At 64.5% G+C, this 13029-nt stretch carries 9 protein-coding genes; 4 read left to right on the plus strand and 5 right to left on the minus strand.

All coding sequences use genetic code 11. The features are described from left to right. A partial coding sequence (locus tag BEN49_RS03860; protein WP_070741026.1) for a DUF8465 domain-containing protein occupies positions 1-867 on the minus strand: 867 nt, incomplete at its 3' end. 332 nt (positions 868-1199) lie between these two features. On the opposite strand from BEN49_RS03860, the gene BEN49_RS03865 reads away from it, so the two are divergent. After that, positions 1200-4091 (plus strand): alpha-amylase family glycosyl hydrolase, encoded by a 2892-nt coding sequence (locus tag BEN49_RS03865; protein WP_070741029.1) that lies wholly within the window; start codon positions 1200-1202, stop codon positions 4089-4091. A 183-nt stretch (positions 4092-4274) separates the two neighbouring features. Here the strand turns inward: BEN49_RS03865 and BEN49_RS03870 are convergent, their stop codons facing one another. The 4 genes from BEN49_RS03870 to BEN49_RS03885 all read right to left on the minus strand — a co-directional run bounded on the left by BEN49_RS03870 (position 4275) and on the right by BEN49_RS03885 (position 10829). After that, the gene (locus tag BEN49_RS03870) at positions 4275-5126 is read right to left on the minus strand and encodes an N-acetylglucosamine kinase (RefSeq protein WP_070741033.1); all 852 of its coding nucleotides are present in this window, start codon (positions 5124-5126) and stop codon (positions 4275-4277) included. Between the two features lie 140 nt (positions 5127-5266). Next, positions 5267-6037: a SusE domain-containing protein gene (locus tag BEN49_RS03875; protein ID WP_070741036.1), complete on the minus strand. Its 771-nt coding sequence runs from the start codon at positions 6035-6037 to the stop codon at positions 5267-5269. Between the two features lie 95 nt (positions 6038-6132). Next, positions 6133-7767, minus strand: coding sequence for a RagB/SusD family nutrient uptake outer membrane protein (locus BEN49_RS03880; protein WP_083325741.1), 1635 nt, complete (start codon positions 7765-7767; stop codon positions 6133-6135). A gap of 20 nt (positions 7768-7787) precedes the next feature. After that, positions 7788-10829: a SusC/RagA family TonB-linked outer membrane protein gene (locus BEN49_RS03885; protein ID WP_070741040.1), complete on the minus strand. Its 3042-nt coding sequence runs from the start codon at positions 10827-10829 to the stop codon at positions 7788-7790. Between BEN49_RS03885 and BEN49_RS27560 the strand changes: the two genes are divergently transcribed. The 3 genes from BEN49_RS27560 (at position 10828) to BEN49_RS03895 (ending at position 12627) form a co-directional block, all read left to right on the plus strand. Beyond that, on the plus strand, positions 10828-10974 hold the full coding sequence (locus BEN49_RS27560) for a hypothetical protein (protein ID WP_158022737.1): 147 nt from the start codon (positions 10828-10830) through the stop codon (positions 10972-10974). The two genes, BEN49_RS03885 and BEN49_RS27560, sit on opposite strands and share 2 nt — an antisense overlap. A 157-nt stretch (positions 10975-11131) precedes the next feature. After that, positions 11132-11728 carry a hypothetical protein gene (locus tag BEN49_RS26230; protein ID WP_070741043.1) on the plus strand — a complete coding sequence of 199 codons (597 nt, stop codon included), beginning with the start codon at positions 11132-11134 and terminating at the stop codon, positions 11726-11728. A 23-nt stretch (positions 11729-11751) separates the two neighbouring features. Then, positions 11752-12627 carry an alpha/beta hydrolase gene (locus BEN49_RS03895; protein ID WP_070741046.1) on the plus strand — a complete coding sequence of 292 codons (876 nt, stop codon included), beginning with the start codon at positions 11752-11754 and terminating at the stop codon, positions 12625-12627. Positions 12628-13029 lie beyond the last annotated feature (402 nt).

The raw sequence follows: 13029 nt of genomic DNA on the forward strand, positions 1-13029 counted from the left end.
GGTGAGCTGAGCGCGCAGGGCCGCCGCGTCGATGCCAGCCGGGGCCTTGGCGGCTTCGGGGGCGGGCGTGGCGGGGGCCTCCTGGGCCAGCTGCTCGGGGGCGATGGCGGCGGCGGCTTTCTCGTCGAGCTGGAACAGATACGCGTCGGCGCCGATGACCGGGGCCGGGCGGCGGCTCGAGTAGAATGTGCTGGCCTTGAAGCCCTGGCGCTTGTTGATGAGCTCGTAGGCCGCGTCGCCGTTGTGGCGGTGGGGCAGGAGCTGCACCACGGCGGCGGGCCAGGTTTCGAAGTCCTTCAAGTGCAGAAACGCCAGGGGCTTGGTGCTGGCCTTGGGGCCCAGCTGGCCGGCGGCCAGGGCCCGGTAGGGGCGGGCCGGGGTTTCCTCGCCGTAAGTGAAGAGCACGTCGGCCTCGGTGTTGTTGATGAGCGTGACGCCCAGCAGCTCGGGCGACTGGTTGACCAGGGCCAGGAACAGGCCCTTGGCGGCTGGCGCGGCGCTGGATGAAGACACTTTGCCGCCGGGGGCCTTGGCCGCGGCGGGGCCGCTGCTGGCCACGGCTGCCAGGGCCTCGGCCAGGGTGGGGGTTGCCTTGGCGGCGTTGGCCGCTGTGGGCTTGGGGATGTTGCTGCGGTCCTTCTTGCTGGCGTTGGCGTTGCGGCCGGGCTGCTGGCCGGGGCCGTAGGTGGGGGCGGCGCGGTTGAAGTTTTGGCTTTCGTCGGCGGCCACTACCACCACTTCGCGGCGCAGCACGGGGATGGTAAAATCGTTGTCGATGGCCACTTCCACCAGCTCGCTGTCGAGCAGGCGGGTCACGATGCCTTCTTCGGTGCCGGTAAGCAGGCGTACTCTATCTCCTACGTTCATGGTATTCGGGGTAGAAATTGGGGGCGGGGCGGCGGTCCGGGGAAAGTTCGGGTGCGCTTCGCAAAGGGTTGAATCGGTAAAACTACGTGGCTGGGGGGGCGTGCGGGTTGTGCCCGGCCGGCTGGGGGCCCCTGGGGGCCCCAGCATCTATACGCACAAATGGCCGCCAAGCGCCAGAAACCGGTCCCCCTGCGGCGCGAAAAAGTCCCGCGACGCCTCCGCAAAGGGCAAATAAATCATCAGCCCATCCTACGAGCTTCCTATCTTTGCGTAGCTATGCAATCGTTGCCAATAGTGAAATAATTGCCTTTTTTCCTCTTGATTTAACACTTATGAAAATACTTCGACTTTTTGGTGGCCTGCTGCTAAGCCTGGCGGTGCTGGCTGCCCGGGCGCAAGTCGTCACGGTGCAGCCCACGTTCTTCACCGCCGACACGCCCATTACCCTGACCTTCGACGCCACCCAGGGCAACGCCGGCCTGGCGGGCTACACCGGGTCGGTTTACATCTGGACCGGGGCCGTGACCGACAAAAGCGCCAACCAGGGCGACTGGAAAGGGGGCCCTCGGGTCAACTTCAACCAGCCCGACCCGGCCGCGCTGATGACGGCGCTCGGCGGCGACAAGTACAGCATCAGCTTCACGCCGCGGGCGTTCTACGGCCTGGCCGCCACCGATCAGCTGCTGAAGCTGGCCATGCTTTTCCGCAGCGGCGACGGCACAAAATCGGGCCGCGCCACCGGCGGGGCCGACATTTTCGTGGATGCCCAGGTGGCCGCCCTGGCCGTGCGCATCACGCAGCCGGTGCCCGCCACGACCGGCAACCCGCAGTTTGTGGCCCTGAACCAGCAGGTGGCCGTGGCCGGCACGTCCTCGGCCGCCGCCACGCTCACGCTCTACCTCAACGGCACGCAGGTGGCCCAGCAGGCCAACGCCACGGCCCTCAACGCTACCGTGACCATCGCCCAGACGGGGGCCAACGTGCTGCGCCTGACGGCCACCGCCGGCGGCCAAACCGTGGAAGACACCCAGACGCTGGTGGTGCGCCCGGCCGCCCCGGCCACCGCCGCGCTGCCCGCCGGGGCCCGTCCCGACGGCATCACCTATATCAACGGCGGTACGTCGGCCATTCTGAGCTTGAGCGCGCCGGGCAAGCAGTTTGTGTACGTGGTGGGCGAGTTCAACGACTGGCAGCCGACGGCGGCGGGCTTCATGAACCAGACGGCCGATAATCTGAGCACTACGCCCGCCACGGTGGCTGCCACCGGCCGCTGGTGGGTGCAGATTGACGGCCTCACGGCGGGCCAGGAGTACGCCTACCAATTCCTGGTAGACGGGCAGCTGCGCGTGGCCGACCCGTACTGCGAAAAGATTCTGGACCCGAACTCCGACGGGGGCATCCCAGCCGCCACGTACCCTGATTTGAAGGCGTATCCAACCGGCAAGACCACGGGCATTGTGTCGGTGCTGCAAAGCAACCAGGCGGCCTATGCCTGGCAAACCACCAACTTCCAGCGCCCGGCCCGTACCAATATGGTGACGTATGAGCTGCTGGTGCGCGACTTCGTGGGGGCCCACAACTACCAAACCCTGCGCGACACGCTGGGCTACTTGCAGCGCCTGGGCGTAAACGCCATCGAGTTGATGCCCATCAACGAGTTCGACGACAACGACAACTGGGGCTACAGCCCCGATTTCTACTTCGCGCCCGACAAGTACTACGGCACCAAAACGGCCCTCAAGCAATTCATCGATGAGTGCCACCGCCGCGGCATTGCCGTGGTGCTCGACATGGTGCTGAACCACTCCACCGGCCAGAGCCCCATGTTCCAGCTCTACGCCAACGGCAACAACCCCGCCGCCAACAACCCGTGGTTCAACGTGGGGGCCCCGCATCCCTACAGCGTGTACAACGACCTGAACCACGAGAGTCCCTACACCAAGTACTTCAGCAAGAAGGTGATGCAGTTCTGGCTCCAGGAGTACCACATCGATGGCTACCGCTTCGATCTGGCCGGTGGCTTCACCAATAAGGCCACCACCGAGGCCACCTACGCCGACTACGACCAGTCGCGTATTGACATCTGGAAGGACTACTACCAAACGTTGGTGGCCACCGACGCTACGCTGTACCCGATCCTGGAGCACTTCCCGGTGGACAGCGAGGCCAAAGCGCTGACTGACTACGGCTTCATGATTTGGGGCAACATGAACTACAACTACAACGAGGCCACCATGGGCTACGTGCCCACCTCCGACCTGAGCCGCGGCTACTACAAAACCCGCGGCTTCAACAACCCGAACCTGATTACCTACATGGAAAGCCACGACGAGGAGCGCCTGGCGTACAAAAACGCGGCCTTTGGCAACACCTCGGGTACTTACAGTACGAAGGATTTTGCCACGTCCATGGCTCGCAACGGCGAGGCGGCGGCGTTTTTCTTCACCGTGCCGGGGCCCAAAATGGTGTGGCAGTTCGGCGAGCTGGGCTACGACAAGTCCATCTTTCAGTGCCCCGACGGCTCCGTTCCCACGCCCTACCGCGACAACGACCAGTGCAAGCTGAGCGTTAAGCCCGCCCTCTGGTCGTACTACCAAGATGCTGCCCGCCGCAACCTGTTCAACGTGTACCGCAGCCTGATTGCGCTGAAGAAAACGCAGCCCGTGTTCGCCAATCCCACCGCGTACGACCAGCAGATGACCGGCGCCACCAAGCTCGTGCACCTTTCCGACGCCAACCTGAGCGTGACCGTGGTGGGCAACTTCGACGTGGTGGCCCAAACCGTGGTGCCCGCATTCCAGAGCGCCGGCACGTGGTACAACTACCTCACCGGCACCAGCCGCGCTGTGACGGACGTGAACGCGCCCCTGACGCTCCAGCCCGGCGAGTACGCCGTGTACACCTCGAAGCCCATCAACTCCAGCACCGGCACTGTGCTGGCTACCCGGCCGCAAACCACGGCCGCGTTCCGCCTAACGGCCTTCCCGAGCCCCACCGCCGGTGCGGCCACGCTGCACTACGAGCTGCCCGCCGCGGGCAGCGTCAGCGTCACGGTCAGCAACGTGCTGGGGGCCCTGGTGGCCACCGTGCCCACCGCCGGCCGCCAGGCCGCAGGGCCCCACGACCTGGCCCTGCCCACCGCCGCCCTCGCCAACGGCGTGTACCTGGTGCGCCTGCAAGCCGGCGGCCAGCAGCAAACCGCCCGCCTGCTGGTGCAGCACTAACGCGCCGTACCACCAAGCTGTGCTTGGTCTTGCTCTAGGGGCCCCAAGGCAGCATAGGCAGGCCAAGCACAGCTTGGTGGTACAGGCTTAGGCACCTTGCCGCTAACATCATTAGGGCACAAAAAAAAGGCGACCCACAAGGGTCGCCTTTTTTTGTGCGTAGGGCCCCCGGGGCCCCAGCGGTTAGTCTTTGGTGACGTGGTACTCCACGAGGTCGTCGATGGGGGAGCGGATGATTTTGCCCACCTGCATGCCGTGGCTGTTGGCCACCTGGGTGAGGGCGTCGCGGAAATTGTAGCCCACCGAGCCGATGCAGTTGAACGAGTAGTCCTGGTAGCGCGGGTAGTGCAGCACGATGTTCTGGAAGAACGCCTCGAAGCCCTGGCGCACGATTTCGCGGCAATAGCTCACGTTGTTGTGGTCGTAGGTGAACTTGGCGAAGCTGGCCAGGAAGCGGTTGGGCAGCGGCTGGTTGTAGAGGCGGTCGAGGATGTCGTTGCGCTCGCCCAGTTGGTAGGTGTCGCGGAAGGCGTCCTGCAAGCCGTCGGGCAGCAGGCCGCGCAGGTAATCGCTCATCAGGCGCTTGCCGATGAACGAGCCCGATCCTTCGTCGCCCAAAAAGTACCCCAGCGAGTCCACGTTGTAGGTGATCTTCTTGCCGTCGTAGAGGCACGAGTTGGTGCCCGTGCCGAGGATGGCGGCGAAGCCGGGGCCCCGGCCGAGCAGGGCGCGGGCGGCGGCCAGCAGGTCCTCGGTCACCTCCACCGTTTGGGCGTTCGGGAACAGCTGCTTGAGGGCGTTGCCGATGATGGCGGCCTTGGCGGGCGACGATACGCCGGCGCCGTAAAAGTGGATTTCGCGCACCTCGCCGCGGGGCAGCGTGTCAGGCAGGTTCTGGTCGAGCGAGCGGACGATGCCCGGCGTGTCGATGAAATCGGGGTTGTAGCCCTCCGTGTTAAAGTAGACGCGCTGGTTGGCGTCGTCGAGCTGGCACCAGCTGCACTTGGTGGAGCCGCCGTCGGCAATAAGAATCATGCGAAAGAATGAAAGAGTGGGACCGCGAAAGTAAGGAATTTGGGACGAGCCGCCGCGGGCGCGGTGCGCGGGGCCCCCAGCCACAAAAAAGGCCGCTCGACGGAGCGGCCTTTTTATGCGCAAGCAAAACCAACCAGTGGTTATTTGGTGATGGTGTAGCGCTGGTTAGCAATGTCGAGCTTGATGGTGTACGTGCCGGCCGCCGGGACGGTGATGTTGCCACCGCCGGCCACCAGGGCCCCGCCTGTGCTCGAGTTGCTGCCGTAGTTCACGGTCCAGGCCGCGTTCGAGCGGAACTTAAAGTCGCCTGCGTTCAGGGCCCGGGTCAGGTTATACGTCTTGGAATCGCAGTCGTAGGCCAGCTGCACGTCGGCGTCCCAGCTGATGCCGGCCGGCCCGATGATGCCCCAGGTATCCGAAGTGGGGGCCACGCAGGCCTTGTAAGAGGTTACCGTGAGCGGCAGCACCGGCGAGGCCTGGGGCGTGTTGGAGGCGTAGCGGGCGTTCAGGCGCACGTCCACGGGCGTGGCGGTGCCGGGCGTGATGCCCAGCGTGGTGAGGGCCGTGTTCAGGGCTTCCACCGTTACGTTGGTGGGGCTGGTGCCGGCGTCAATCGTGGCGGGGGCCGTAAAGGCGCCGCCCTTCTTGTCAATCTGCAACTGGTAGGTGATGGCCGGGTTGTAGGGCGCATCGGTGTTGGTCCAGGTAAAGCCCGTCACGGGCGTCCAGGTATAGGTCACGGCGGTGCTCGTGGCGTTGGCCTGGGCCAGCACTACGGCAGTAGTGGAGGCGGTGAGCGTGGGCGCGTTGGTGGGCGTAATGGTTGCCTGCACCTCGTCTTTCTTGCAGCCGGTGAGGGCCACCGCCGCCACGGTGCAAATGCCAACTGCTTGGGTAAGCCAGTTTTTCATGGAAGTAAATGAGTGGGAGTGGGAATGATAAAAAATGTTTCCCCAGCCCCGCCCGGGGCCCTAAAAGCGCCGGGCAGGGGCCGGGGAAACAACGGTTAGTACCCGGGGTTCTGCACCAGGTTGGGGTTCACGCTAATGTCCGACGACGGAATCGGGAACAGGTTGCGGGTGTCGGGCACGCTGGTGCCGGCAGCCACGCCGCCCTTCCAGGCCCAGAGGTAGGCCGCGGTGGTGAAGCGGTTGTAGCGGATGAGGTCGGTGCGGCGGGTGCCTTCCCAGTACAGCTCGCGTGAACGCTCGCTGAGGATAAAATCCGTGGTGAGGGCGCTGGCGGTGATGTTGCCGGCCGTCGTGTTCTTGTAGGCCCGGCGGCGAATCAGGTTCACGTAGGTGAGGGCCTGGGGCAGGTTGGCATTCGTGCGCACAGCGGCTTCGGCGTACATCAGGTACACGTCGGCCAGGCGGAACATCGGGTAGTCGGTGTCCACAAACGTGGCATCGGTGCCGGCCGCCCCAGTCGAGCTGACGTTCTTAAACTTGATGGGCACGTAGCCGTTGTAAAAGTTCGTCTGCGAAATCACGTCCATCGTCTGGCCGCCGGTCACAAATTTGCCGCGGGTATCCGAGGCCGTGTCCGAGAACTGTTGGAAGAGCTTGGGCGTGGTGCGAATGCCGCCCCAGCCCCCGCCGATGCCGTACTTAACGGGGTTCCAGTTGGCGTCGGCCGTACCAGCCACGGCCGCGTGGGTCAGGAAGGTGGTGCCACCGTAAGTCTGGGTGCGCTTGCCGTCGAACACAATCGGGAAGATGATTTCCGGCGACGTGTTGTTGTCGATGAGGAAGTTGCGGGCGTAGGCCGAGGCCGAGGCCGTGGCGTTGGTTTGCAGCGAATAGCCGCCGGAGTCAATCACCTTGGCGGCGTAGGTCAGGCAGTCGGCGTAGCGGGCGGTGCCCGTGTACACCTGGGCGTTGAGGTACATTTTGGCCAGCAGCGTCCAGGCGGCGGCCTTGTTGGCGCGGCCGTACTGGTTGGCGCTCTGGCTGGGGGCCAGTAGGTCGGCGTCAATGGCCTTCAGCTCCGACTCAAGGTAGGTGAAGAGGTCGGCGCGGGTGATTTGCCGGGGCGGCGTGGTGCCCCCAATCGGGTCGGCTTCGGTGGCGAAGGGCGGGTTGCCGTACAGGTCCATGGCGTGGTAGTACGCCAGAGCCCGCAGGAAGCGCACCTCGGCCCGGTAGGCCTGGATGTCGGTCAGGTCGGTGCCGCTGATGCCGCGGGCGCTGAGCTTGTCGTCGGTGGCCTCGGCCAGGAAGCCGTTGCACACCGTGATTTCGTACAGGATGCGGCTGTAGAGGCCCTGCACCAGCACGCCGCTCGACGTCCAGTTCAGGTTGTGCCAGTCCTGCACGCCGGGGTCGCCCCACTGAATGACGGCCTCGTCGGTCGTCAGCTCCTGGGCGCTCCACAGCGAGCGCACGTAGTCCGAGGTGCCCTGGTCGATGCCCAGCACGTCACCGCTTCCGGCGTCGGGGCCGCCGGGGCCCGTCACGGCGAAGCCGCTGTAGGCCTTGGCGGCTACCGTGCGGTAGCCGGCCGCGTCCTTGTACACGGCGTCCGTGCTCAGGTCGTAGGTAGGGGTGCGGTCCAGGTCTTTGTTGCACGACGAAGCCACCAGGAGCAGCGACGACGTGAAGCCCAGAACGGCCGCGTTCCGAAAAATAATATTTTTCATATAGTGCTAGGGGTGGGAAGTTAGATACTTAGGTTCAGGCCGAACGTGTAGGTGCGGGGGCGCGGGTACACGTTGTTGTCCACGCCGTTCGGAATCTCCGGGTCGAGGCCGGTGTACTTCGTGGCCACAAACACGTTCTGTACGGCGGCGCTCAGGCGCAGGCTGCCCTTGCCGTTCAGCACTTTGCCGGCGTTGTAGCCCAGGGTTACGTTATCCATACGCAGGAAAGAAGCGTTTTGGATGTAGTAATCCGACGAGTAGCGGGCCTGGCTGGAGTTCACGAAGCCGGTGTAGTTGGCGTCGCGCACCACGTTGGCGGCGAAAGTGGTTTGGCCCACAATGCCCTGGTAGTTGCCCAGGTTGGCGTTCACGTTGTTGTACACGTAGTTGCCCAGGTTGGCGCGCAGCGAGAAGGCCAGGCTCAGGCGGTCGTAGCTCACGTTCGAGCCAAAGCCGAGCAGCACTTTCGGGGCCGACTGCTGGAAGATGCGGCGGTCGTTGGAGTCGATTTTGCCGTCGGCGTTGGTGTCCACGTACACGCCGTCCACGGGCTTGCCGTTGGCGCCGTAGGCTTGCTGGTACACGTAGAAGGCCGACGAGGGCGAGCCCACGCGGTAGTTGCCGATGTTAGTGCCCGTGCCGCCCGCGATGCCGGTGTTCTCGATGCCCTGGAAATCGGCGGCCTGGGGCCCCAGCGAGAGGATGCGGTTCACGTTGTAGGTGGCGTTGGCGTTCACGGTCCAGTTGATGCGCTCACTCTGGATGGCGTTGCCGTTCAGGTTCAGCTCAATGCCCTTGTTCTCCAGCGAGCCCACGTTCGACACGAGCCGGTTGGTAAAGTTCACCAGGCCCGGGATGGGAATGACGGCCAGCAGGTCAGTGGTTTTGCGGTAGTAAGCGTCGGCGCTCAAGGTGAGGCGGTTATCGAAGAAGCCAAAGTCCAGGCCGGCGTTGTAGGTGCTGGTTTGCTCCCACTTCAGGTTGCTGTTGTAGCCCAGGGGCGAGTAGGGGGTGTAGTACACGCCGCCGAGCTGGTACTGGGCGGTGGGCACGTTCTGCTGGAAGCGCTGGATGTAGGGATAGTCGCTGCCAGCGGCGGCCACTACGTCCTGCTGGCCGGTGATGCCGTAGCCCACGCGGAATTTCAGGTCCGAAAAAGCGGTGTTGTCCTTGAGGAAGTTCTCCTCCTTGATGCGCCAGGCGAACGAGGCGGCCGGGAACAGGGCGTTGCGGTTGTCGGGCGAGAAGCGCGACGAGGCATCGTTACGCAGCGTGCCGGTGAAGATGTAGCGGTTGTTGAGCGTCAGGTTGGCCCGGCCGTAGTACGAGAGGATGGTGTACTGGGTGCGGAACGGGTTGTTGGGGGCCAGCGTGCGCACGGTGGTGGCGTCGCCCAGGTAGCTGGCGTAGGCGGGGGCCGTCGTCACGAAGTCCTGGTACGAGTAACCGGCCAGCAGCTCCAGGCGGCTGGTTTCGCTCAGCTGCTTGGTGTAGTTCAGGTAGGCTTCGAGTAGCTTGTTGTTGCGCTGCTGCGAGTAGTAGTTGTACGAGCCGCCGCGGGCCGTGGTGTTGGTGGGGTCGAGCGGGTTGTTGAAGTAGGTGCCGGCCGAGCGGGCATCCACCAGGTTGGTGCCGGTGGTGCGGGTCACGTCGTAGCCCAGGTTCACGTTGGCGTGCAGGTCGGGCAAAAAGTGCAACTTGTAGTCAAGCTGCACGTTGCCGATGCTGCGCTTCACGGTGCTGCGGTTGCGCTGGAGCATGAGCGTGGCCACGGGGTTGGTGGGCACATTCTGCTGGGGCGTGCCGTTGCCTTGCAGGTACTGGAAGTAGTTGGCGTAGTCCGCGTTGTCGCTGAACACGTTCTGCGTGGGGTCGAAAGCCAGGGCCGAGCCAATGGCACCGGCGTCGGCGAAGTTGTTGTCCACCCAGGTGCCCTTCACGTTGGCGTTGATGCGCAAGTGGTTGTCGAGCAGGATGGGGTTCAAGCTCAGTGAGCCTGAGTTGCGGATGAGGCGGTTAGTAATGAGGATGCCTTGCTGCTCCAGGTTGCCAATGGAGGCGCGGAAGGGCAGCTTGCCCACGGCGCCGGTCAGGCTAACGTTGTTGTCGTAGCTCATGGCGTTGCGGAAAATCTGCTTCTGCCAATCGGTGTTGCCCGTGCCGAGCAAGGCTACCTGCTGGGGCGCAACGGCCTGCACTGTGGCCCGAAACTCGTCCGGCGTCAGCACGGCCACCGAGTTGTAGCGGGCCGCCAGCGACGTGTTCGACACCAAGTTGACGGTCAGCTTGTCGCCCATGCTGCCTTTTTTGGTGGTGATGAGGATTACCCCGTTTGAGGCGCGCGAGCCGTAGATGGCCGTGGCCGAGGCGTCCTTCAGCACCGTATAGGTTTCGATGTCGTTGGGGTTGATGAGGCTCAGTGGGTTCGATACGCCGGCCACCGCGAAGTTGCCCGTGCCCGAAGGGGTGTCCACCGGCACGCCATCAATCACGATGAGCGGGTTGTTGTTGGCGTTCAGCGACGAACCCCCGCGGATGCGGATGGTGGTGCCGGCGCCCGGGGCCCCGCCGTCGGTCGTAATCTGCACGCCGGCTACCTTGCCCTGGATCAATTGCTCGGGGTTGGTCACTTGGCCTTGCACGAAGTCCTTGGCGTTCACGGTCGTGATGGCGCCGGTCACGTCCTGCTTGCGCTGGGTGCCGTAGCCAATCACCACGGCCTCGCCCAGCTCGGTGGCGTTCACGGAGAGGGCCGCGCTGACCGCCACGTTCTGGCCAGCCACAATGGTGACCGGGCGGCGCACCTCGTTGTAACCCACGAAGGTGAGTACAATCGTTTGCGGGCCAGCCGGAATGTTAGCGATGCGAAAGTTGCCGTCCACGTCGCTGGAAACTCCCAGGGTAGTACCCGCCACCAGCACGGTAGCGCCGGGAATACCCGTATTCTTCTCGTCGAGCACGCGCCCGCTCACCGAGCCGGTTTGTGCCTGGGCCACAGCAGTAAAGCCCAGCAGCGTAAATAAAAGCAAAACCCAAAGTTTTGCTAGGTAAGGTTGTTTCATGGAAACAGGAATTGGTAAAAAATGGAGAACTGGTGTAGAAAAAATAGTAGGCAAGCAGCGTTTTTGGGGGGACAAAATTACCGAATTTTCGGTGAAAAAGCGCAATAATATGTGTTATTGGTTTTATCCTATCGGTGCTCGATGAGTTTTCGCGTCTGGTCCGCTTGCTCGGGGGCCCCTGGGTATGCAAACGATGGCGATAGATGCCCGCTGGGGGCCCCAGAAGCGGGGTGGGGCCCAGCGGGTTGGTAATGCGGGGCGGTGCCTACCTTTGAGGGCTAACCGCGTAAGTTCTCCGCTGCATGAAATCGTTGCTACTCTTCGCTTTGGGTTTGCTGCCCGTTGTGGGCGCGGCCCAGTCGTCGCCCCGCGCCCGGGCTGGCCGCGCCGCTAAGGGCGAGCCGGAAACCCTGGTGAGCCGCGTGCGGCTGGCCGAGCCGGTGCTGGTATTTTACCGGGCCCCGGGCACCGGCCAAGCCACCCAGCAGCTGGTGATGGACAAGCAACAGCTGCCCCTGCTGCTCACCCTCTCGTTGGAGGAGCTGGCCCAGCGGCGCGGCATCTTCGTTGATGGCCTCAGCAACCCGGCGCTGCCCGGCACCGACGCCCAGAAAGTGCGCCTTTCGGGCCCCAGCCTGCTGGCGGGCCCCGAGCGCCGCCCGGCCGGCGACGGCCGCAGCACCTACGCCCGCCTGAAGGTGCCCGCCCCCGGCGAGCTATACGTGGTGCGCGAGTCGGCCGAGGAGTACCGCCACTTCGTGGCCGCCCCGGGCGCGGGCTACCGCATCGATTTCCAAACCAACGGCCTGCCGGGTATCGACTCAGTGCGGGCTATTTACACGCTGCGCAAAATCGACGCCTCGGAGCGCGGGGCCGGCGAAGGGGCCACCCTGCGCTAGCGCGGCGTTCCGCTTTTTCATCTATGTCTTTTACTACCTCGCCGCCGCCCGGGGCCCCGGTGGCCCGCTGTGCCGTGCTGGGGGCCCTAAACGCCGACCGCCTCGCTGCCCGGGGCCCCAGCACGGCCAGCCCCCAGGTGCAGGTGCTCGACACTGCGTTTTTCATGCCGCAGCTGGGCCGCCACCGGCGCGTGTGGCTGTACCTGCCCGCCGACTATGCCCGCCACCCCCAGCGCCGCTACCCGGTGCTGTACCTGCAAGACGGCCAGAACGTGTTCGACGCGGCCACCGCCTTCGCCGGCGAGTGGGGCGTGGACGAAACCCTGGACCGCCTCCGCGCCAGCGGCCAGGACCCCACCGGCTGCATTGTGGTGGCCGTGGACAACGGCAGCCGCTACCGGGGCGACGAGTACATCCCGTGGCCCAACCCCCGCATCAAAACCGGGGGCCAGGGCGCGGCCTACGTCGATTTCCTGGCCCTCACCCTCAAGCCCTACATCGACCGGCACTACCGCACCCGCCCCGACGCGGCCCATACCGGCATTGCCGGCTCCAGCTTGGGGGGGCTCATTTCGGTGTACGCCGCCCTACGCTACCCGGCCGTGTTCGGGCGCGTGGGGGCCTTCTCGCCCGCCTTTTGGGTCTGCAACGATTCGTTGCAAGCCTACGCGCGGCAGCACCCGCCGGCGCCTACCGCCAAGTTTTACCTGGTGGCCGGGGCCAAGGAAGACAGCTCCATGCTGCCCCTGATGGCGCAGTGGCGCGACGTGCTGCACGCCGCTGGCGTACCCGCCGCTCACCTGGCCTACCACGCCGCTCCCGACGGCGAGCACCGCGAATGGTTCTGGCAGCGCGAGTTTGCCGCCGCCTACGAGTGGCTGTTCGACCGGCACCGCTAATAGTTGGGGCCCCTACGCAAAAGAGCGCGCCATTCGTAGGCGCGTTCCTTTGCGTAGCCCCAACTTAATTTTTGGGTCGGTGTTCCGCAGCGTTGTAGAACGGAGTGGCACTCAGTTTGGAGTTCGCATGGAAACGGAGTGTCACCCCATTAGTATCTCTACTGCGGCAATAACCAATGATTAGTCAGCGAGAAAGATGCTTCAACAGGCTCAGCATGACGGATTCCGGTTATTTAATGAAAATCCTCGACACCCCAGCCTATTGCAGCGATACCGATTCCAGGTCCACCGTCAGCGGCGCGGGCCCGGCCGGGGCGGCATCCAGCACCACTTGCAGCACCTCGGCGTCGGCCAGCTTTAGGGCCCCTGGGGCCCCGGGCGCGGCGTAATCGAGCGGCAAAA

Source organism: Hymenobacter coccineus, from assembly GCF_001816125.1.
GTDB classification, from domain to species: domain Bacteria; phylum Bacteroidota; class Bacteroidia; order Cytophagales; family Hymenobacteraceae; genus Hymenobacter; species Hymenobacter coccineus.

Excerpts from the sequence above, each read along its gene's own strand:
- BEN49_RS03865 (WP_070741029.1), top strand. The coding sequence starts at position 1,200 with ATGAAAATACTTCGACTTTTTGGTGGCCTGCTGCTAAGCCTGGCGGTG.
- BEN49_RS03870 (WP_070741033.1), bottom strand. The coding sequence starts at position 5,126 with ATGATTCTTATTGCCGACGGCGGCTCCACCAAGTGCAGCTGGTGCCAG.
- BEN49_RS03875 (WP_070741036.1), bottom strand. The coding sequence starts at position 6,037 with ATGAAAAACTGGCTTACCCAAGCAGTTGGCATTTGCACCGTGGCGGCG.
- BEN49_RS03880 (WP_083325741.1), bottom strand. The coding sequence starts at position 7,767 with ATGAAAAATATTATTTTTCGGAACGCGGCCGTTCTGGGCTTCACGTCG.
- BEN49_RS27560 (WP_158022737.1), top strand. The coding sequence starts at position 10,828 with ATGGAAACAGGAATTGGTAAAAAATGGAGAACTGGTGTAGAAAAAATA.
- BEN49_RS03885 (WP_070741040.1), bottom strand. The coding sequence starts at position 10,829 with ATGAAACAACCTTACCTAGCAAAACTTTGGGTTTTGCTTTTATTTACG.
- BEN49_RS26230 (WP_070741043.1), top strand. The coding sequence starts at position 11,132 with ATGAAATCGTTGCTACTCTTCGCTTTGGGTTTGCTGCCCGTTGTGGGC.
- BEN49_RS03895 (WP_070741046.1), top strand. The coding sequence starts at position 11,752 with ATGTCTTTTACTACCTCGCCGCCGCCCGGGGCCCCGGTGGCCCGCTGT.